Origin of the sequence: Thalassospira lohafexi (assembly GCF_002844275.1) — a bacterium.
Taxonomy (GTDB): domain Bacteria; phylum Pseudomonadota; class Alphaproteobacteria; order Rhodospirillales; family Thalassospiraceae; genus Thalassospira; species Thalassospira lohafexi.
In genome coordinates this window covers 580,124-600,369 of the sequence record NZ_NXGX01000001.1, presented here as the reverse complement: position 1 = coordinate 600,369, position 20,246 = coordinate 580,124, and the positions used below count along the sequence as shown (strand labels likewise).

General features: G+C 54.2%; 17 protein-coding genes and 1 other RNA gene. 7 read left to right on the top strand and 11 right to left on the bottom strand.

Annotation, left to right across the window (positions count from 1 at the left end):
• Nucleotides 1–6: 6 nt before the first annotated feature.
• Nucleotides 7–519 (bottom strand): TRAP transporter small permease, encoded by a 513-nt coding sequence (locus COO92_RS02700; RefSeq protein WP_101299635.1) that lies wholly within the window; start codon nucleotides 517–519, stop codon nucleotides 7–9.
• Nucleotides 520–918: 399 nt separating this feature from the next.
• A complete protein-coding gene (locus tag COO92_RS02695; protein ID WP_101299633.1) occupies nucleotides 919–1,893 on the bottom strand; it encodes a TRAP transporter substrate-binding protein in 975 nt (324 codons plus the stop codon).
• A 255-nt stretch (nucleotides 1,894–2,148) separates the two neighbouring features.
• Here COO92_RS02695 and COO92_RS02690 point away from each other — a divergent pair, with 255 nt between their 5' ends.
• Nucleotides 2,149–2,898 (top strand): SDR family oxidoreductase, encoded by a 750-nt coding sequence (locus COO92_RS02690; RefSeq protein ID WP_022732931.1) that lies wholly within the window; start codon nucleotides 2,149–2,151, stop codon nucleotides 2,896–2,898.
• A gap of 73 nt (nucleotides 2,899–2,971) precedes the next feature.
• Here the strand turns inward: COO92_RS02690 and COO92_RS02685 are convergent, their stop codons facing one another.
• The 3 genes from COO92_RS02685 to COO92_RS02675 all read right to left on the bottom strand — a co-directional run bounded on the left by COO92_RS02685 (nucleotide 2,972) and on the right by COO92_RS02675 (nucleotide 7,876).
• Nucleotides 2,972–3,481 (bottom strand): winged helix DNA-binding protein, encoded by a 510-nt coding sequence (locus COO92_RS02685; RefSeq protein WP_101299631.1) that lies wholly within the window; start codon nucleotides 3,479–3,481, stop codon nucleotides 2,972–2,974.
• A gap of 136 nt (nucleotides 3,482–3,617) precedes the next feature.
• Nucleotides 3,618–5,582 carry a methyl-accepting chemotaxis protein gene (locus COO92_RS02680; protein WP_101300040.1) on the bottom strand — a complete coding sequence of 655 codons (1,965 nt, stop codon included), beginning with the start codon at nucleotides 5,580–5,582 and terminating at the stop codon, nucleotides 3,618–3,620.
• Nucleotides 5,583–5,881: 299 nt separating this feature from the next.
• Nucleotides 5,882–7,876, bottom strand: coding sequence for a methyl-accepting chemotaxis protein (locus COO92_RS02675; RefSeq protein WP_101299629.1), 1,995 nt, complete (start codon nucleotides 7,874–7,876; stop codon nucleotides 5,882–5,884).
• 270 nt (nucleotides 7,877–8,146) lie between these two features.
• Between COO92_RS02675 and COO92_RS02670 the strand changes: the two genes are divergently transcribed.
• The 4 genes from COO92_RS02670 to COO92_RS02655 all read left to right on the top strand — a co-directional run bounded on the left by COO92_RS02670 (nucleotide 8,147) and on the right by COO92_RS02655 (nucleotide 12,726).
• Nucleotides 8,147–8,926, top strand: a complete 780-nt coding sequence (locus COO92_RS02670) for a TerB family tellurite resistance protein (protein ID WP_101300038.1) — start codon at nucleotides 8,147–8,149, stop codon at nucleotides 8,924–8,926.
• A gap of 116 nt (nucleotides 8,927–9,042) precedes the next feature.
• On the top strand, nucleotides 9,043–10,869 hold the full coding sequence (locus COO92_RS02665; RefSeq protein ID WP_101300036.1) for an ATP-binding cassette domain-containing protein: 1,827 nt from the start codon (nucleotides 9,043–9,045) through the stop codon (nucleotides 10,867–10,869).
• 222 nt (nucleotides 10,870–11,091) lie between these two features.
• Nucleotides 11,092–11,982: a DMT family transporter gene (locus tag COO92_RS02660; RefSeq protein WP_240626289.1), complete on the top strand. Its 891-nt coding sequence runs from the start codon at nucleotides 11,092–11,094 to the stop codon at nucleotides 11,980–11,982.
• A gap of 36 nt (nucleotides 11,983–12,018) precedes the next feature.
• Nucleotides 12,019–12,726, top strand: coding sequence for an N-acetylmuramoyl-L-alanine amidase (locus COO92_RS02655; RefSeq protein WP_101300034.1), 708 nt, complete (start codon nucleotides 12,019–12,021; stop codon nucleotides 12,724–12,726).
• A 52-nt stretch (nucleotides 12,727–12,778) separates the two neighbouring features.
• On the opposite strand, the gene COO92_RS02650 is transcribed toward COO92_RS02655, so the two are convergent.
• The gene (locus tag COO92_RS02650) at nucleotides 12,779–13,588 is read right to left on the bottom strand and encodes a substrate-binding periplasmic protein (protein ID WP_165792261.1); all 810 of its coding nucleotides are present in this window, start codon (nucleotides 13,586–13,588) and stop codon (nucleotides 12,779–12,781) included.
• Between the two features lie 196 nt (nucleotides 13,589–13,784).
• Between COO92_RS02650 and rnpB the strand changes: the two genes are divergently transcribed.
• An RNA gene (rnpB, locus tag COO92_RS02645) (RNase P RNA component class A) lies at nucleotides 13,785–14,180 on the top strand.
• Between the two features lie 88 nt (nucleotides 14,181–14,268).
• Here rnpB and COO92_RS02640 read toward each other — a convergent pair.
• Nucleotides 14,269–14,889 (bottom strand): pyridoxamine 5'-phosphate oxidase family protein, encoded by a 621-nt coding sequence (locus tag COO92_RS02640; protein ID WP_101299624.1) that lies wholly within the window; start codon nucleotides 14,887–14,889, stop codon nucleotides 14,269–14,271.
• 65 nt (nucleotides 14,890–14,954) lie between these two features.
• Nucleotides 14,955–15,512 (bottom strand): cysteine hydrolase family protein, encoded by a 558-nt coding sequence (locus tag COO92_RS02635; RefSeq protein ID WP_101299622.1) that lies wholly within the window; start codon nucleotides 15,510–15,512, stop codon nucleotides 14,955–14,957.
• Between the two features lie 128 nt (nucleotides 15,513–15,640).
• Between COO92_RS02635 and COO92_RS02630 the strand changes: the two genes are divergently transcribed.
• Nucleotides 15,641–16,606, top strand: coding sequence for a GlxA family transcriptional regulator (locus COO92_RS02630; protein ID WP_240626288.1), 966 nt, complete (start codon nucleotides 15,641–15,643; stop codon nucleotides 16,604–16,606).
• Between the two features lie 116 nt (nucleotides 16,607–16,722).
• Here the strand turns inward: COO92_RS02630 and COO92_RS02625 are convergent, their stop codons facing one another.
• The 3 genes from COO92_RS02625 to COO92_RS02615 all read right to left on the bottom strand — a co-directional run bounded on the left by COO92_RS02625 (nucleotide 16,723) and on the right by COO92_RS02615 (nucleotide 19,698).
• Nucleotides 16,723–17,526: a DUF3800 domain-containing protein gene (locus COO92_RS02625; RefSeq protein ID WP_101299621.1), complete on the bottom strand. Its 804-nt coding sequence runs from the start codon at nucleotides 17,524–17,526 to the stop codon at nucleotides 16,723–16,725.
• Nucleotides 17,527–17,695: 169 nt separating this feature from the next.
• Nucleotides 17,696–18,799 (bottom strand): magnesium/cobalt transporter CorA, encoded by a 1,104-nt coding sequence (corA, locus tag COO92_RS02620; RefSeq protein WP_101299619.1) that lies wholly within the window; start codon nucleotides 18,797–18,799, stop codon nucleotides 17,696–17,698.
• Nucleotides 18,800–18,957: 158 nt separating this feature from the next.
• Nucleotides 18,958–19,698, bottom strand: a complete 741-nt coding sequence (locus COO92_RS02615) for an EF-hand domain-containing protein (protein WP_240626287.1) — start codon at nucleotides 19,696–19,698, stop codon at nucleotides 18,958–18,960.
• Nucleotides 19,699–20,246: the final 548 nt, after the last annotated feature.

The following is a 20,246-nucleotide window of genomic DNA, read 5'->3' as shown; positions in this document are numbered from 1 at the left end:
CGTGCCCTACTCGTTCAGCTCAACGGCTTCGCCACGGGCGAAGGCCGGTTCGCGACCACACACGGTATCAACCAGTGCTTCGATCATTGCGATGGTGAAAACAATCAACCCAAAGGCCATGGCGGCCTGCGGTATCCACAATGGAAAGGCCAGAACCCCCGGCGACGTATCGCCGTATGAGTAGCTTTCCTCGGCCAAAACGCTCACCCACCATGCGAAATACCCGCCAAGGAAGGACGCCGCACACAGCGTGATGGTTTCCATCACACGACGGAACCCGCCCTTAAGGTGCGACAGCACGATTTGAACCCGGATGTGTGTCCCGGCCCGGAATGCCGGGCCAAGCGCCAAAAACGTCCCCGCCGCAAGCGCAAAACCGGCCATTTCATTGGCATCATGCACAGCAATGCCAAGCACACGGCCAATCGACTGGGCCAAAATCAAAAGGGCGATGGCAATCAGGAAAAAGGCTGCCAGCCCGGCACTGAATTTGAATAAATAATTTAGAGCCTGTCTCATTTTATCTGCTCCATTTTGTTTGTTTTTGGCGTGCCGTTTGGCAAGGCACAGCGTGCAGAGCGATGCGGCGCATCGGTCAAACGGTGTAACGAAGCTAAACGCCGCCAAAAGCAAACCCTTCGGGCCGAGAGATCCCTCTGCCCCGCCGCGTCAAGCACCTTGACCGTATCGCCGCTACGCTCTGCGGCCCTTTCCTTGCCGGACAGAGGGATCTCTCCGGCAAAATGGGGCAGATAAAATGTGTCAGGCTCTAATAATCTACGCACAGCAGTCCCCTTTCCGCCCGCGGGTTATCGCGATGGTGGCCTATTATTCCAAACGGACAGTAACATTAAAATGTGGGGCGTGTCGGGACCGGACAGTTGGTTCGCTGCCCGGTCCCGCAAAGGCTAAAGAACCTTAGTTCTTGAACGCGTCGATGATGGCTTTGCCGTCATCACCGGTTTCTTCAAGCCAATCGGCAACCATGGTTTCGCCTGCTTTGGACAGGCCGGCTTTAAGCTCGTCGCTCGGTGCCGCAACGTTCATGCCGTTTTCTGCCAGGATTTTCTTCTTGGCATCTGCTTCGGCCATGCTCATGTCCCAGCCGCGGGTCTCGGCTTTGGCTGCCGCATCCATAACCGCTTTCTGTGCGGCTTCCGGCAGGGCGTCAAACGACTTGGCATTCACAACAACCATGTTTTTGGGAAGCCATGCCTGAACGTCATAGAAGTTCGACACAAAATCCCATGCCTTGGAATTGGCACCGGTTGATGGGGATGTGATCATTGCCTCAACAATGCCGGTGGCAAAGGCGGTCGGGATTTCCGGCACTTCAACCTGTGTCGCAACCATGCCGGTCAGATCGGCAAGCTGGGACGTGGTGGAGTTATAAGCGCGGAATTTAACACCTTCGAGGTCTTCGACCTTTTCAACCGGGTTCGCGGTATAAAGACCCTGTGCTGGCCACGGAACAGCATACAGCACTTTCAGACCGTCTTTTTCAAGGGCTGCTTCAATGCCCGAACGCGATACTTCCCAAAGTTTCTTGGCATCGTCATAAGACGTCGCCAGGAACGGGATCGCATCAACGGTGTAGATCGGGTTTTCATTGGCCAGAAGCGAAATCAGCGTCTCACCGATTGGAATCAGACCGCGCTGAACCGACCGTTTAATATCAGCATGTTTAAACAGCGAACCGCCCGAATGAACGGTAATGGTCAGCTCGCCACCGGACGCGTCATTCACGTCTTTGGCAAATTCAATAATGTTCTGGGTGTGGAAAGTCGCATCCGGATACGGCGTTGCCATATCCCATTTTTCAGCAGCAGCCGCCATACCGGCGGACAGTGTCATTGCCGCGATTGCGACAGTCGAAAGTGCCTTTTTAAGCATTGTTCAAGTCTCCCTGTGTGACTGGGAGTCGATACAGAATCGCGCGTATCGAGACTCCGAAGCATCCTCCCGACACATTAATCACATTTTACTGACAAATTGTCAATGTAGATTCATAACAGCCATGCACAAACCGGGAAACTACGCAGGACATTTTGCCCGCTTCATCCTGCTTAAATCTTCCATCAATCTGATATTTCTGGATTTATTGCCATATGGTAGAATCCAGACCAATCACCAAAAAGGAAAAATCGGATGCAGAATCTTTCAGGGAAATCTGTCTGGATTACAGGTGCTGGCAGCGGTATCGGCGAAGCAATCGCAAAGTCGCTTGCCGCGGCGGGTGCACAGGTCGCCCTGTCTGCACGGCGCGAAGAAACACTTCTCAAGGTCGCAACCGCGATCAAGTCAGATGGCGGAAAGGTCGAAATCCACCCGCTTGATATCAGCAACAGCGATCAGGTCGCGGATGCTGCGCGCAACATTCAGGCGTCCATGGGCAAAATCAATGTCCTGATCAATTGTGCCGGGATGAACAGTCCCAAACGACACTGGCGCGACCTCGATATTGGCGACTGGCATCGTATCGTAGCCGTCAATCTCAATGGCGTGGCAAACACGGTTTGCGCAACTTTGCCCGTCATGCGCGCGCAAAAAGACGGGCTGATCATCAATATTTCTTCCTGGTCGGCGCGCCACGAATTCCCTGCCGCCGGCCCGGCCTATATCGCGTCCAAACGTGGCGTTATCGACCTCTCCCACAGCATAAATCAGGAAGAAATGCACAATAACATCCGCTGCTGCTGCATCAGTCCGGGGGAAGTTGCCACACCGATCCTGAAACAACGTCCGGTGCCCGTCACCGATGAAGAACTCTCTCTCATGTTAAAGCCCGACGATCTGGCCGAAATGGTATCCTACGTGGTCGCAGCTCCCATGCGGGTCTGCTTTAACGAGATCGTGATGTCACCAACCTACAATCGAACGCTGCTGCCTCAGCCCTAGGTTCAGGACCCATTAATTTGGTTTCAATGGCTCCTGACCCTAAATCATACGGGCCAAATCACGCAGGCCTGATTTACATCGCACTTGCCGCACGCGACGCCTGATCATAAACACCGGAAATCGCACGCAGCGTCTTGGCAACATCGCCAACTTCCTGACTGTTTACGCCAAGACGCTGGAACGTTTCGACAAGGCAGGCTTCGCGCACTTCACGGTATTTCTCGCACATCGCACGGCCATCGGGTGTCGTGCCGTAATGCACTTCCTTGCCACGCTTGTTGCCTTCAACAAGGCCAAGCTTGCGCAATTTCTTCAAGGCGTAATTCACCAGATGGCTGTCTTCGACATTGAGCACAAAGCAAACCTCCGACAGGCTTTTTTCGCGTTCGCGTGAATTGACATTATGCAGAACCAGAATATCGAGAACCGACAGATCAGGCATGCCAGCCGCACGCATGCAGCGCACCATCCAGCGATCAAACGCATTGCCCGACAGGATCAGGGCAAACTCAAGTTCGGAAAGTTCAGCAGCACGCTCTGACACCAGATGCGATGATGAAACAATGCGTGGTTTATCAGTCATACGACGTTCCCCTTTTCTCACGCGCAGGTGTTTCGCGGGTGATTTGACACTTATATCTCGTGATATTGTCGTGATTTTATCGTGAAAATGGCGGCAAGGTAAAGCCCAGCCGCCATCTATTATCGACAATTCATCGTTAAAGTGATCGCATACGTTCCAGGAACCCGTCAATTTGTCCCCGCAGGCTCTCGCTTTGAGTGCCCAGATTGGTGGCCGATCCATGCACATCGTTTGCCGCAACATTGGTATCGGCAACCGCCCCCGAAACCCCCTGCATTGCCGCCGATATTTCCTCTGTCCCGGCTGCCGCCTGTTCGACATTCTGTGAAATTTCGCCGGTCGCAACGGTTTGTTCTTCGACGGCGGCTGCAACGGCTGCGGCCCGCTCGCTGATGTCGGAAATCATCCGCACGATTTCATCAATGGCATCGACCGCAAGACTGGTTGCCTGTTGAATGCCGTTGATTTGGTTTGTGATGTCTTCGGTGGCCTTGCCGGTTTGATTGGCAAGGTTTTTGACCTCGCTTGCCACGACCGCAAATCCCTTCCCGGCGTCCCCAGCACGCGCCGCCTCAATGGTGGCGTTCAGGGCCAGAAGGTTGGTTTGACCGGCAATGTCACTGATCAGGCCAATGACCTCGCCAATCTTAAGCGCGGCATCATTTAACCCCTGAATGTTTTCATTGGTACTGCGCGCCCGTTCAGTTGCCGATTGCGCCATGTTGGAGGTTTCCGTCACCTGACTGGAAATCTCGTTGATCGAGGCTGACAATTCGGTTGCCGCCGTTGCCACCAATTGCACATTCGATGATGCTTCTTCGGTACCTGACGACACCGCCATTGACTGGGTTGCCGCCACATCCGCACTGCTGCGCAGGACGTTTGATGCCGAATGCAACTGTTGAACTGCAACACCGACTTCGGCCATCACTGACACCACCGCTTCATCAAATTCACGGATGTATTTTTCCTGCGTCTCCATCCGGATGCGGCGTTTTTTATCTGCCTCGGCCTGAATGGCTTCAAGCTTTTTGCGCTCTATCCCGTTCTCTCGGAAAACCAGAACAGCACGCCCCATGGAGCCAATTTCATCGGCGCGCTGCACCTCGTTCACATCAACGTCAAAGTCGTTTTCCGCGAGCCGCGCCATTTTACTGGTAAGGCCGCCAATCGCACCGGCAATTGCGCGCGCAAGAAGCCATGACATCGAAATCAGTGCAATCGCACCGACGACAAACATAATGACGGTGACCATCAAACTGCGTTTAGCGATATCGTTTGCTTGGGCGGTCAACATTTCATTTATCGCCGTAATGTCGATGCTCAACTGCTCAAGAACCGGTTCTGCCTGTGCGTAATAATCGCTCAGCAAACCAAGCTCCTGCTCACGCATCAGGATCTTTTCCGCCAGCGCCTTAAAATCCGTAACGTATGATGACATCAGCCCCGTGATCTTTTTCTTTTCATCGTCGGGAATGCTGTTTGTTGCTGCCAATGCCGGGCCGAACTCGGCCAGTCGGGCATCAATGCGATCAACATATTTCGGATCAACGCGGGCCAGGAAATCCTTCTCATGGCGGCGCATCATCAACATGATGACGGTCAGCTTGTCGGCGTTATAGGTGTCCAGTGCTTCTTCAACGTCGTGCACCGATGACCGAAGACTGCCCAGAAGGCCACCCTCTTCGGTCAAGCCGATATCGCGCTGCAGATTGACGATTTTGCTGAACTTATTGGCATAGGCATCAAATGACGTCAGGATTGCGCCAATTTCGGCCTCAAACGGTGCCAGTTTGGGGTTGGTTGAAAGCTTCTCCAACCCGTCATGAACGGCTGCAACCGTCTCTGCGTGATCTGTGACGTATTTTTCATCAAGCCGCAGCAGGAAATCCTTTTCCCGACGCCGGGCATTGAGGAATTCTTTGGCGATATCATCAACCAGCAAACGATCCTGAAGTGCACTATCAGCAGAATTTTCCGCCGATTGTCGCTGCGCATCCGCGACAAAAAGAACACCCCCAACGATCACGAAAATCGTCAAAGCCGAAACGCCAATAAGTGAAATCTGATAGATTAACCGCATGCGTGATAGAAATTTCATGTCGCCCCCGACCGTCATATCCGGTTTCGTTTTGCACCGCACCATCGCAGCACATTTGCCTCATAAGGGGGTATATGAGTTCTCTGAAATCAAATTACGCGAAAAATATTGATTTTTTTTGACACTCCGTGCGCAAAAGGCACTCTCGTCGCGCAACACCGCCGCAACCAGAATGCTGCAGTTGCGGGCAAGACCGTATCTGTCCGCACAAAAAAAGAAGCCCGACATCAAATCGGACTTCTTTTTCCAACAGCATTCCCTGCCATTTAACGTTTGGCGTCAGGACCGCGCATCAGGGCCTAGCCTGCGCGCATTCGTTCAAGGAACTGATCAATACGCGCACTCAAGCCGTCGCTTTGCTTGCCAAGATTATCAGCAGACCCGCGCACATCCTGTGCTGCCTCTGTGGTATCTGCAACGGCGGACGATACGCCCTGCATGGCCGATGAAATCTCGCGCGTTGCCGATGCCGCCTGTTCGACATTTTGCGATATCTCGCTGGTGGCGACGGTTTGTTGCTCGACTGCCGCGGCGACAGAAGACGCGCGTTCGCTGATATCAGAAATCATACGAACAATTTCATCAATCGCCTCAACTGCCGACCCGGTTGCGCGCTGAATATCGCCGATTTGCGCGGTGATATCCTCGGTCGCCTTTGCGGTCTGATTGGCAAGGTTCTTGACTTCACTTGCGACGACGGCAAACCCCTTGCCTGCCTCGCCTGCGCGCGCCGCTTCGATCGTGGCATTAAGCGCAAGCAGGTTCGTTTGCCCGGCAATGTCATTGATCATTCCAATGACTTCGCCAATGCGCACAGCCGCCGTATTCAACCCCTGAATATCTTCATTGGTGGTTTGCGCCCGCTCACTGGCCGAAATGGCCATTTGCGACGTGTCGCTGACCTGTCCGGCAATTTCATGAATGGATGCGGAAAGTTCTGTTGCCGCCGTTGCGACAAGTTGCACATTTGACGATGCTTCTTCGGTTCCGGCCGACACGGTTGTTGATTGCTCATCCGCCGTTGTCGCACTGCGCCTCAGGACTTCTGACACGGAATGAAGCTGCTCGACCGCAGTGCCCACTTCGCTCATCATCGCGACCACATCATTGTCAAACTCGCGAATGTGTTTTTCCTGCGTTTCGATGCGCTGGCGTTGCTGTTCGTCAATTTCCTTTTGACGGGCTTCAAGTTTTTGCCGCTCCAGCCCGTTTTCACGAAACACAACAACCGCACGGCCCATCTCGCCGATTTCATCCTTACGGTCGGCTTCGCCGAGTTGCAGGTCGAAGTCGCTGTTGGCCAAACGGGTCATTTTTGATGTCAGCCCGGTAATCGCACTGACAATCGCGCGCGCCAAAATGAACGACATGACAATCAGCACCAGCGTCCCGGCAATAAAGATGCCAAAGCTCACCATCACACCGGTTCGCGCGATGTTTTCGGAACGCGCCTGCATGTCTGCTGCGACCGATCCGATTTCTGTACTGAGCGTTTCAAGAATGGGTTCGACAGCCGCGTAATAGGTGCTGAGCCGACCAAGCGATTCCTCACGCGCCAGCGTCGCATCGGCAAGGGTTTTGAAATTGGAAACATAAGATGCCATCAGCTTTGCAAGCTGGGCTTTCTTATCGTCCTGAATGCTGCCGGCCTTTTTAAGGGATGCTTCAAATTTCTTGGCAAGGCCCTCGACATTTTCGATATGCACAGGGTCCATATTGGCCAGAAAGTCTTTCTCGTTGCCGCGCATTTGCAACAGCTCAATCGACAAATCCTTGCTGTCGCTTAAGCCCAGCATCGCTTCAAACTTTGCAACATCGGCCAAGGCACCTTCGACCTCGGATGCGGCACTGCGCATTTCGCCCAGCAAACCGCTACTGCCGTCCAGACCGATCTGACGCTGCAGGGCGACAACATTGGCAAATTCTGCGACATATTGCTCAAAGGCCGCGCGGGCTTGGTCCACCTCGCCCAGAAGATCACCAAGTTCTTCGCGCGCGGCAAGCTTCTCAAGCCCGGCGCGCACATTCGCAGATGACTGATCATGGGCGGCGATATATTGCTCGTCGCGGCGCAGGACAAAGTCCTTTTCGTGGCGCCGGGCATTCAGAAATGCACGCGAGGTATTATCGACAATCGACAGATCGGCTGTCGCCGCCTTGGCGATAAGCTGTGCGGACTGGCGTTGCTGATCGGCGATGAATTGCGTAATACCTACAATTGCAAAGATGACCAACGCGACGATACTCAGAAGCGAGATCTGATACACCAGCTTCATGCGTGACAATAAAGACATTTCCCACCCCGACTTTCTATGTTCTAGGGTTACTAAATTACAATTTTGTTATTAGAACCCATTAGAAACACTCTACTGACGGTAGATCAATTACTACCAAAGTATAGCGTATTAGATACTTTTGAGCCAAACGCATTAGAAAATGCGATTTGACCATTTCTTTCTGCCCACTCCAAACTATGTTGGGGGGAACGCATTCGGATGGCAACGCCTGCTGTCCTGACCCGCCTTTCACATCAGGCATCGCAAACAACAGGACAGAAATCACCCATGAGCATCTGGGGAAAAATTATTGGCGGAACTGCTGGTTTTGCCTTGGGCGGACCGCTTGGCGCGATCCTTGGCGCAACCGCAGGACATGTTGTCGACAAGATTAAAAACAACGCGTCCGCCCCAAGACTTGGCGGATCAGGCCCCCATTACGGTGGCTATCAAAGCTTTGCGGGTGGGCAGGATCCGCGCCAGATCGCCTTTGCCACGGGGGTCATCATCCTTGCTGCCAAAATGGCCAAGGTTGACGGCCATGTCAGCCGCGATGAAATCGATGCCTTTAAACGCGTGTTCAGCATCCCGCCGGGCGAGGCGAAAAATGTCGGTCGTATCTTTGACATGGCAAAGGCATCGCCGGACGGGTTTGAACCCTATGCGCAGCAAATCGCCACCATGTTCCGCGGCGAACGCGCCCTGCTTGAAGGCATCCTCGAAGCCCTCTATCAGATCGCCATGGCCGATGGGCAATTGCACCCCGCCGAGCAGGCCTACCTTAAAAAGGTCGCCCACATCTTTGGCTTTGCCGATATCGATTTTGACCGCGTGCATCAGGCCCATACATCCTCGAACGGCCCCGATCCGTATCAACAGTTGGGCTTGGGCCGCGACGCCAGTGACGATGAGCTGAAATCAGCCCATCGCAAACTGTCGCGTGAAAATCATCCCGACACCCTGATGGCCAAGGGCATGCCGCCTGAGTTCATCGAACAGGCCAATGAAAAAATGGCCCGGATCAATGCCGCCTGGGATCAAATTCGCAAAGAACGCGGCATTCGCTGATCACAAAAGCACCCTCTATCGCCCATCCCGCATGATTTCCCTTGCAACGGCACCCTATATGCTGTTTGCAGGGGGCCAATGGACTTATTTTTGACCCCAAGCTTATCGGTTTTCCCATGGCGCCACCGCTGATTAATATTAATGACATTCACCTGACCTTTGGCGGGAATGATCTGTTTTCCGATGTTTCATTTGCCATTGGCGAACGGGATCGGCTGTGCCTTGTCGGGCGAAATGGCGGGGGCAAATCCACCCTGCTTAAAATCATCGCCGGTGAAATCGAAGCTGACGGCGGCGAACGCTTTGTCCAGCCGGGCTGCAAGGTGGCCTACCTTAATCAGGAACCGAAATTTGACGGCTATGACACGGTCGAAGAATTTGTTCTGTCCGCCCTTGATGCCCATGAAGAAGAATATTCCTATCGCTCCGACATGCTCCTCGCATCCGTCAGCATCGATCCAATGGCTGATCCCAAACAGCTTTCCGGTGGTGAAGGCCGCCGCGCGGCAATTGCGCGCGCACTGATTGCCGACCCACAGGTCTTGCTGCTTGATGAGCCGACCAACCACCTTGATCTGCCGACGATTGAATGGCTCGAAGGCGAGATTAAAAACTTCCGCGGTGCGGTTGTGGTGATTTCGCATGACCGCGCCTTCCTCAATGCGGTGTCAAACGGGGTGCTGTGGCTTGATCGCGGCGTGATGCATCAGGGCAAGCTTAACTTTGCCAAGTTCGAAGAATGGTCCGAGGAAATCTACCGCAAGGAATCCGAGGAACGCGCCAAACTTGATAAGCTGATCGCCAAGGAAACCGTCTGGTCGGTGCAGGGCATCTCGGCGCGGCGCAAACGCAACCAGGGCCGTCTGCGCCGTCTGTATGATATGCGCGAACAGCGCTCCGCACAGGTTGATCGCATCGGCAATGTGTCGCTTGCCGCTGACACGGGTGGCACATCGGGCAAGGTCGTGATCGAGGCCACCGATATCGCCAAGTCATTTGGCGACCGTGAAATCCTGACCGGTTTCTCAACCCGTATTCTGCGCGGTGACAAGGTGGGGATCATTGGCCCGAATGGGGCGGGTAAAACCACTTTGCTTAAAATGCTGACCGGGCAGCTTGAACCCGATAGCGGCACGGTCAAGATCGGCACCAACCTGAACGCATCCTATTTCGATCAGAAACGTGTTGCCCTTGATGACAGCATGACCCTTTGGGATACGCTCTGCGATGTCGGCGGTGATCAGGTCATGGTGCGCGGCAATCCCCGCCATGTCGTCAGCTACCTGCGCGATTTCCTGTTTGATGAAAAGCAGGCCCGAAGCCCGGTTGGCGCCCTTTCGGGTGGCGAACGCAATCGTTTGCTTCTGGCCAAGCAACTGGCCAAGCCGACCAACCTTCTGATCATGGATGAGCCGACCAACGATCTTGATATGGATACGCTCGATCTTCTGCAGGAAATGCTTGATGACTACGAAGGCACGCTTCTGCTGGTCAGCCACGACCGTGACTTCCTTGATCGCGTGGTAACGTCCTCCATCGTTATGGAGGGCGACGGGCTGGCGGTTGAATATGCTGGCGGCTATTCCGATTACATCACCCAGCGCAAACTTTCAAATGCCGGACAAGCCCCCACCGAAGACCGCCCTGCGGCAAAAACCGGCAAGAAGGCCTTCACATCGGCCACGGCCCCGGCAAAGCCCAAAGCGGCGGCCAAGCTGAGCTATAAAGATCAGCGCGAATACGACAACCTGCCCGACAAAATGGCAAAGATTGAGGCCGAGATGGCCGACATCGAAGCCGCCCTGTCAGATGGCAGCCTGTTCACCAAGGACCCCGAAGCCTTCCAGAAGAAGGCTGATCGCCTTGATGCCGCACGCGCCGAACTCGAAGAGTGCGAAGGCCGCTGGCTGGAACTTGAAATGATGCGTGAAGAACTCGGCTAAGACCGATCATCTGGGGTCAGGACCTAGTGATCTTTTGGCGTGGGCGAAACGTTGCGGGACTTTACCCGCAACGGTAGATGCGCCACACTTGAGCCTGCAGTTGAAAACAACTCATTTGTCCTGTGATGTAAAACAGTGGATCAAGGGATAAATCCCCGTCGCCAACTTTGGCGGCGGTCACGTGTCACACGGTCGGCACCCGAACAAGGATCGGGCCAACCCTTGTTGAAAGCCCGCGTCATGCCGTTAAAAGCCACCCTCATGGCCTTGTCCGTCGCCATCATCTGGGGCGTCAACATGCTGACCGTCAAGGGTGCGGTCGGTGAAATCCCGCCTTTCATGCTGACCGCCATTCGCTTTGGCGCTGTTGCGGCCCTGTTGATCCCGTTTGCCCGCATGCCGCGTGGCCGCATGGGGAAACTGGCGATCATTTCGGCCGTTTTTGGCACCTTCCATTTCGGGGTTTTGTTTTATGCCCTGTCGATGATCGATGCCGGGCCGGTGGCGATTATCGTTCTTTTGGGCGTGCCGTTTTCATCGATGCTGGCCACCTATTTCTTTAATGACCGGCTGGGCTGGAAACGGCTTTCGGGCATGGCACTGGCCTTTGTCGGGGTCATTATCATGTTCTGGGATCCGACCATGACCGACCTGCAACTGCCATTGTTGCTGGTGGTGTTTGCCGCCTTCATGTGGGCGGTTGCCAATGTCATGATCAAAAAACTGGGCGATATTGATACCTTTCAGCTTAATGGCTGGATGGCACTCATGGCCGCGCCGCAATTGTTCTTCCTGTCCCTGATTTTTGAACCGCACGCGTTTCAGGCGGTCATGAGCGCAAGCTGGGTGGCATGGGCCAACCTCAGCTTCACCGTCGTCATGTCGTCCATCGTTGCTTATGGCTTCTGGTATCACTTGCTAAAAACTCAGGACGTCAATGTTGTCGTGCCATGGTCGCTTCTGGCCCCGGTGATCAGTGTTTTTGGATCGTTCATCGTCTTTGGCGAAGCTTTTTCCGTGCTGAAAATCATTGGCGGGGCGGTTGTGCTGTGCGGGGTGGGCGTTATCATGCTGCGCAAACCGGTACAGCGCAAAACCCAGGGCATGGATTGATCAGGAACGGGTGATCGGACGATGGCAGGCAACGCAATGACACACATCATCGACCATCCATCGCCCAATTTCAGCGACCGTCCGGACGGCAGCCAGATTGACATTCTGGTCCTGCATTACACCGGCATGCAATCTGGGAAAATCGCCCTTGATCGCCTGTGTGATCCGGCGTCATCGGTGTCATGCCATTATCTGATCGAAGAAGACGGGCGGATTTTCCGACTGGTTGATGAAGACAAACGCGCATGGCATGCCGGACGCGGCGAATGGCAAAAATGTGTGGATGTAAATTCGCATTCCATCGGCATTGAAATTGTCAATCCCGGCCATGAATTTGGCTATCGCGCCTTCCCCGAAGATCAAATCGCATCGGTGATTGCACTTTGCCGCGATATTCTGGGCCGCCACACCATCCCGGCCAGCCGCATCATCGCCCATTCCGACATGGCCCCGGACCGCAAAGAAGACCCCGGCGAGCTGTTCCCATGGGACAAACTGGCCGAACACGGCATCGGATTATGGCCCCAAATCTGGCCCCAGATGTCATCCAAAATGTCGACCGACGCCATCACATCTCCTAACACCCTTGACCCCCTGCTTGATCAAATCGGCTATGGCGATGGTGACGGGCAAAAACGCCGCATCGCCTTTCAGCGCCACTGGCGTCCGTCCGATATTTCCGGGAAGGTTGATGACGAATGCGTGGCCATCGCCAAGGCACTGGTCAAAGCCGCGTCGAGATAGGCGTCCCAGCCTTTAGGCCGACTGCCTATCGACGACGCAACATCCAAAAACACTATTGTTCAATGCTGTTGCTCTCTGCCGTGCCCGCCCCGTCAGAATGCTCGATATAGCGCGCATAGCCATTCCGGCTAAAACCAAGGTAGCGGTAATAAATATTATCCAGCTCGCCGCTTTCAACACCGTGCGCCATCGCAAGGTTAAAGTCGCCAAGGATGTCGGCTGTCTCTGCGCCAAGGCTCAGATAAAATTTGGCAACATCAAGTGCCGGGTGCAGAACCTTGAACTGCATGGCGTCGCGCTGAGCACCAATGTCATAGCGCATCGACGCAAGATCGGCGAAGACAACATCGACGTGATGGCGGCGCAGCATCTCATACCCCTTGGCATTCTCGCCAACTTCCACCGCATGCATATCCGGATTGTTTGCAATGAACGTGGGATACCGGTCACCAATGACCTTAAGCCAGCTTGCGCCGTCAAAACTTTCCGGCCCGCGATATTCGCTTTCAAGGAAACTTGATCGCACAACCGCAACCGTCACCCGGCTGGCCAGCGAGTCTGATGATATCTTCAAGTTGGCACTTTTGGCATGCACAACATCATCAAGCAAAATGCCATCAACCGCCCCGTACCGCTGGGAAAACTGGCACCGTGCTGTCGGCATCGACACAAATGTCACCTCATGCCCGGCCCGCTCCATGAACGTGCGCACAATATCAACCGACAGGCCCTCGGCACCGCCGCGCCCCTCATAGGCATAGGGAACCCATTCGTCGTAACAAATGCGGATCTCTTTTGCCTGCGCGCAGACAGACGTAAACAACAGCGCGACCGCGCCTATGAACCAGGATGCCCGATGCATGGGTGAATGTGCCAGCCTATAACTATACGAGTGGATGAATTTGATGACGGCTTTTACACTCTTTAGGATAGGAACGCAAATCTGTCTTTGCATGGCTCCAATGCTTATTGGTCGGCATTTTTGCGCCCAACCGACAGTCGATTGAGATCACTGCTTTTTCTTGACGAACGACCCCATCTAACCTACATCACCGCAACCAGATGGCCGGATGGTCGCCCTTGCTGTTCGCAGCAGGGGAGGAAAGTCCGGGCTCCACGGAAACACGGTGCCAGATAACGTCTGGCGGGGGCGACCCTAGGGAAAGTGCCACAGAAAGGAAACCACCGAATCGCGCAAGCCATTCGGCAAGGGTGAAAGGGTGCGGTAAGAGCGCACCGGTCCTTCAGCAATGCGGGACGCATGGTAAACCCCACCGGGAGCAAAACCTAATAGGAATGGTCGGCCGGATGCTTCGGCATTGTCGGCAGGTGGGTTTTCGCACCACCATTCGGGTTGGTTGCAGGAGGCGTTCGGCGACGGACGTCCCAGATGAATGGCCATACAGTGCGGCTTGCCGCATGGACAGAACCCGGCTTACAGGCCATCTGGTCTTATTTTTTTGTAACGCCAATACGACAAAGGCGATGACATCCCGTCATCGCCTTGTAATAAAATTCACAAACCGTGCAAAACCGCTCGGCTTATCCGCGCTCGGCAATCGATGCGGCGAAATACTTATCGGCTTCTTCCTGTGTCCCGACCTCGAAATTCGCTGACGTCTGATCCTTGATCATTTTACCAAGGGTCGGCAACGTCTTGCGGTCGATCTGCGCACTGGCATCCCACAATTTGGACCGCATCAGCGATTTCGCACAATGCAGGAACGCTTCCTCGACCGTCACCTTGATCACCGTGACCGGCGGCTTTGGCGTATCGGCAAACAGTGCGAGCAATTCCGGATCGGTACGGATTTCAGCAACGCCATTTACCCGCAATGTCTCATTGATGCCCGGCACAAAAAACAGCATCCCGACCTTCGGGTTTTCGACAATATTGGCCAGCGTATCAACCCGGTTATTGCCCGGACGATCAGGCATCAGGATGGTGTTGTCATCAAGAACCTTGATAAAGCCCGGACCATCACCGCGCGGGCTGACATCCGCATCCCCGTTCGAATCTGCCGATGAAATCACGGCAAAAGGTGCCAAATCGATGAAATGCTTGCAGTGCGGATCAAGTGCGGAAAGGCATTTTGAAACGGCAACTTCAAGGGGGGCACCATAGATGGCACGCAGCTTTTCTTGGGTATCAATTTTGGTCATGGGGGCACCTTTTGCGGAAATCAGGTGGCAAATTGCGTCAGCTGCAAACGCAAGTCAATTGCCGATCACCCGGCAATGATCTGTGCGACTGTTTTAACCGCGGCAAATTCACCATTAAGGCTGGCCAGCGCCACGTCATGCACCACATCTGCGCCAAACACACGCCCATCAGGCAATTTACGGTCAAAAGCATAGCAGGCATCCGCCGCAACAGTCACATCAAACCCAAGATTCCCGCCCATGCGCGTTGTTGTATTCACACAGTGATCTGTCGAAATCCCGCACAGCACAATCTTTTGAATGCCCCGTGCACGCAAATCCGTTTCAAGCGTCGTGCCGATAAACGCAGAATTGACCAATTTGCCATAGATCGGCTCACCATCGCGGGGGTTGGCAAAGTCGATAAAGGCATGCCCCGGATGATCGGGATGCAGGCGTGATTGCGGTGTGGTGCTGTCGTGGCGTACATGAATAACCGGCCATCCCATTGCCCGCCAATGCGCCAACAGCGTCGCGCCATTTTCCTCGGCCGCGCGATTATTACGATTGCCCCAATAGGCAAGATCGGAAAACCCCTTCTGCCAGTCAATCAGGATCAAGGCGGCACTCTCGTTCTGTGTCATTTTTGGTTCCTAAATCAAAAATCATCATCGGTCGCGATGACCTGCCACCTAGACTAACGCAGCACCTTTTGTCATAAATGACAATAATCCCTCATTTTATGCCAGAACGTTTCACAAGGCCCATACCCATGTCGCGTCTGATTGTTTTCATTCTGACACCTCAAACCGTCATGCTTGATGTCACCGGCCCATTGCAAGCCTTTCACGAGGCCACCGATCCGGCAACGGGTGATCGCGCCTATCGCACCGTTCTGGCATCCAGCCATGGGGGGCCGGTGATGACCGATACCGGCATTCCCCTTGATACCATCGCGGTTGCCGATCTTGATCCTGATGAAATCCATACCCTCATCGCCGCCGGATCAGATGAAACACTTAACGCCACCCGCGACAGACATCTGATCGGCTGGCTTGAAAAACACCGCAGCACGGTTTCGCGGATCGGATCGGTCTGCATCGGGGCGTTCATTCTGGGGGCGGCTGGCCTGCTTGATGGGCGGTCTTGCGTCACCCACTGGCGCTGGTGCCAACGCTTACAAGACATGTTCCCGCAAAGCCACGTCGCATCGGATCCGATTTATGTCCACGATGGTCCGGTCTGGACATCGGCCGGAGTCACCACCGGGATCGATATGGCCGTTGCAATGATTGAACAGGATCTGGGCCGTGAGGCCGCCCTTGCCGTTGCGCGCAGCCTGATTGTTTTTATTCGCCGCCCCGGCGGGCAATCGCAATTCAGCCTGCCGCTCGAACATCAGGCCCGCGACAGCACCGGACGCTTTGACGGGCTGCATGGCTGGATCACGCAACACCTGCATACCCGACTGTCGGTCGAAGATCTGGCCGAACAGGCCGGGATGAGCCCGCGTAACTTTTCGCGAAGCTACAAATCCGCAACCGGCCAAAGCCCCGCACGAAGCATCGAACTGATGCGCCTCGAAGCGGCCCGAACCGCCCTTGAACAAACCCAAAAACGCATCAGCCAGATCTCCGTCACCTGTGGCTTTGGCGATGATGAACGCATGCGCCGCTGCTTTATCAAGCATCTGGGCGTCGCACCAAGTGACTATCGCGAACGATTTCGCCGGGCTTAGGGGCAGGCGTTCGACGCGTCTGTTGAGGACAAGGACAAGGACAAGCACTTGCAGTTTAGTTAAGTCAGCCTTCCAAGTATGGATTGCGACTGTTTCCTTGCCGTCACCTACCCCAGTTACTCTTTAAGGTTTTTGGCAATATCGTTGGATTCCTGATCAACGAAACTGGCAAAAACCCCAGTCCGGACACCGCTTCGTACTGAAACACGATTTAATCGTGCTTCAAAATAGGTTCGGAACGGTTCCCAGTCTTCGTACTGCTTACCATCCGCCCAGCAAGCTCCCAACCGCCCAACGAGACCAGCAATCCAATCGGCTGCTTGCAATGTTTGATATCGATCACTCTCAACTTGGAACGGAGGCTCTATAAGCCGACGACGCGGCTCATTCGGGTTGTACATGGCCTGAGCTGCTGCGGTTACAAGCGCTTGTCGTTGATCATGTTCATCCAGAACCAGTAGAAACGAGGAACCGTTGTCACAGTCTTTCTCGCAGAAATGATCAAGTCTTTTGATAGCCTCTTTTAACACCGAGAGGTAAAGCCGGTTCGGGTCGTGATCACCAACAGGTGCAGTTTTCTCCGTCCCGACATAGAAAACCCGGCCTCCAATTTTTTCTATCTTATTGAAGAGGCGGTTTGTTAGTGCTCGCAGTTCTCGATACTTTTGTACATTTCTGAGCGTATATAAGGCGGCACCCTTCTTTTCCCAGGTAGCCGGATGCGCACCTGCACGCTCAATTTCCCATCCAAGCAATTCTTGCTTTCTTTGAAAGAACCAAGTACCGAAAGAGCGAATTTCTGTCGCTGGCAAAATTAAACCAGCTAGACCAAAAACCGGACTTTCCTTGAATTTAGGGTCTGTTCGGGAAGTAAAAGGGCCGATGTGTCCAAACTCGTCCAGATAAGCAACGTAAGTCACATCCGTCCCCCACAAACGCGAAGACCCGCGTTGAACGCGGGCCTCGGAAAGTGTGTACAAACTCACGTTCGTACGACACACCTATTTTATACAGGGTCTTCGGGTACGAAATCAACAAAAACCGCACGCGCTTTTGTAAGTGCAAACTGATTTTGTGAGTGAACTGAAACTAAAGCCAGCCCTTCCGCTTGAAATACCAAAGCGGCAATACCGCCGACAAAACCATCAAGCCAATCGCCACCGGATAACCAAATTGCCAGTCAAGTTCGGGCATGACCTCGAAATTCATGCCGTAAATGCTCGCAATCAAGGTTGGCGGCAAAAACGCGGCCGCCGCAACCGAGAAAATCTTGATGATGTTGTTCTGTTCCAGACTGATCATGCCCAGCGTCGCATCCAGCAGGAAGGTCACCTTGTTGGCGATGAAATTGGCGTGCTCGGTAATCGACACGATATCGCGCGAAATGATCTTAAGCCGCGCCTTGGCATCCTTTTTAAGCCGCGTCTGTGTCGACAGGAACAAGCCAAGTCGATGCAGGTTCAACAAACTGTCTTTGGCCTTGCCCGACAGGTTGCCTGCCCGCCCGATCTGACGCAGGGTGTCCTGATGTCCCTGATCTGATTTGCGGTCTTCGGGACTGGCAAAAACCTGATTGGACAGCCCCTCAAGATCGGTTGCCGTCTGTTCCATCACATCGGCCAATCGATCCACAATCTGTTCAAGCAACCCGAAAAGAACCGCGTCCGCACTGCTGGCAAGCGACGGGCTGCGGTTGACCCGCCGGATAAAGGTTTTAAACGGCACCGGGTCGGCATAGCGCAGGGTGATCAGGGTTTTCTTGACCAGAATGAACGTCACAACCGCTGTTTGCGGTGCGTCCGATGCCGCCCGGTTCAACACCGATACCGTCATGAACAACGCGCCATCTTCGTCGTACAGCCGCGATGACAGCTCAATTTCCTGCATTTCTTCGCGGGTCGGCACTTCGATGCCAAACCGTTTTTCAATATCCTGAATTTCTTCGTTGGTCGGCGACAGAAGATCCACCCAGACGGGCGTCCGTGGTGCCTTTGACTGTACTGGTTTGCTCGATGGCATCGTCGTTGCGTCATCGCCGGAAACACTCAAGGCACCGGGCACCTTCGCAACACGCGCTTCTGTCGCAGCATCGTCAGATGAGCCACCATGCGTTTCTGTAACGGTCGCATTTTCGCTGCCGCCGCCCTCATCGGATGTCGTACGTACGGGGGCGAAAAATTCGTTGCTGTCCATGGCCTCTCTCCGTCGGCGCTGGCGTGTCGTTTGATCGGGGCCAGATTATCGGGCTAATTCTGGTCAGTTTTTTGGTATCGGCATCTGATATACACCCGGCCATCAAAACCGGGAAACAACCTGTTGGGGCGTGAAACTTCCTTGACGCCGTCCTGACCTTAGAACGGCAGTACCGTCTGGAATGTAAACGGATCAACATCGGGTTCGGTTCCGCGTTTCTCGTCAAATGCACTTTTGGCTTGGGCCAGGAATTCATCCTTGCTGATCATACTGTCCTTGTCGGTATCATATTGCGCGAACAATAATTCCAGACGGCGGCTCTCGGTGCGCAGCCGCTGCCGGTTGGCTTCGGGCGATCCGGGCAGTTGTTCAACGGCGGAAAATTCCCGCACGACCAGCACACTATCACCGTTGATATCGCGCCGCCGAAACATCCAGCTGGCATAGGATGCGGCTTCTTCCGCACCAATGCGGCCATCCTGATCAATATCAACCGGGTGGAATTGTTCGCGGTACAGCTTGACCTGTTCTGGGATTCCTTGCGCCACCACGCCGGTCCCGCCATTTTTTTGGGCCAGTGCCTTGGCAATTGCCTCATTCAGGCCGGGAACATTCGCCCCGGTGCCCGGAATGCCGGTCATTCCAGTACCATCACCATCGCTGCCACCATCAAGACCCGACAGACCGGATAACCCGCCCAGTCCCCCCATGCCAAATCGCGACATCAGTTCAGGGTTATTTTGCAGTTGCTTCATAATCAGCGGCAGAAGTTCGCGCATTTGCGGCGATGTCACCTCGGGCGAGGTTGACCCACCCCCGGCCTGATCAAGCGTCAAACCTTGTGCATGAACACCCTGCACATAGGGAACCACGCCGCTTGGCGTGATCGATATCGCCAAAAACGCACAACCCATTAAGAAAATGGCAGCTTTTATCCGCAACAATCGCGTCCTTCATCTCACTGACGCTGCCCCGCGCCAGTATCTGTTGCTGTCTTTAAGTCCCGTCCTGCATGCCGCGCAGGACACGTCCTGATCCGAACATCTTGCAGGAGTTTATCCGCGCATCAAACCCGATTGGGGCTTAAATCGCAAATTGTCTTCGCATGTCATGCCCGCAAGCTACACCAAACACGCCGCGTCCATAAGAACCCATACACCCGTTTTTTAAGCGCCCCCATGGGTTCCCATGGACCACCTTTGGGATTTCATGGGCAGGAGATGGATAACACCGTGATTCAAAGCGTTTTTGGCGGAAATCAGGCTTTTTGCATATACACCGGAAACACTGGGAATACCCTAAAACGTCACATCTGAACCCATCAAATCCCATTGACCCCCATCATTTCCCATGGTACCCCATAAGCAGGCATAATTTCTGTGCCATGCGGGGCATATCCATTTCAAACAGCAACCGGTCATCTGACCTCCCATTTGGGAACCTGTTT

Bases quoted from the DNA above. Each gene is read 5' to 3' on its own strand.
- COO92_RS02700 (WP_101299635.1), bottom strand. From the start codon at position 519: ATGAGACAGGCTCTAAATTATTTATTCAAATTCAGTGCCGGGCTGGCA.
- COO92_RS02695 (WP_101299633.1), bottom strand. From the start codon at position 1,893: ATGCTTAAAAAGGCACTTTCGACTGTCGCAATCGCGGCAATGACACTG.
- COO92_RS02690 (WP_022732931.1), top strand. From the start codon at position 2,149: ATGCAGAATCTTTCAGGGAAATCTGTCTGGATTACAGGTGCTGGCAGC.
- COO92_RS02685 (WP_101299631.1), bottom strand. From the start codon at position 3,481: ATGACTGATAAACCACGCATTGTTTCATCATCGCATCTGGTGTCAGAG.
- COO92_RS02680 (WP_101300040.1), bottom strand. From the start codon at position 5,582: ATGAAATTTCTATCACGCATGCGGTTAATCTATCAGATTTCACTTATT.
- COO92_RS02675 (WP_101299629.1), bottom strand. From the start codon at position 7,876: ATGTCTTTATTGTCACGCATGAAGCTGGTGTATCAGATCTCGCTTCTG.
- COO92_RS02670 (WP_101300038.1), top strand. From the start codon at position 8,147: ATGAGCATCTGGGGAAAAATTATTGGCGGAACTGCTGGTTTTGCCTTG.
- COO92_RS02665 (WP_101300036.1), top strand. From the start codon at position 9,043: ATGGCGCCACCGCTGATTAATATTAATGACATTCACCTGACCTTTGGC.
- COO92_RS02655 (WP_101300034.1), top strand. From the start codon at position 12,019: ATGACACACATCATCGACCATCCATCGCCCAATTTCAGCGACCGTCCG.
- COO92_RS02650 (WP_165792261.1), bottom strand. From the start codon at position 13,588: ATGCATCGGGCATCCTGGTTCATAGGCGCGGTCGCGCTGTTGTTTACG.
- COO92_RS02640 (WP_101299624.1), bottom strand. From the start codon at position 14,889: ATGACCAAAATTGATACCCAAGAAAAGCTGCGTGCCATCTATGGTGCC.
- COO92_RS02635 (WP_101299622.1), bottom strand. From the start codon at position 15,512: ATGACACAGAACGAGAGTGCCGCCTTGATCCTGATTGACTGGCAGAAG.
- COO92_RS02630 (WP_240626288.1), top strand. From the start codon at position 15,641: ATGTCGCGTCTGATTGTTTTCATTCTGACACCTCAAACCGTCATGCTT.
- corA (WP_101299619.1), bottom strand. From the start codon at position 18,799: ATGGACAGCAACGAATTTTTCGCCCCCGTACGTACGACATCCGATGAG.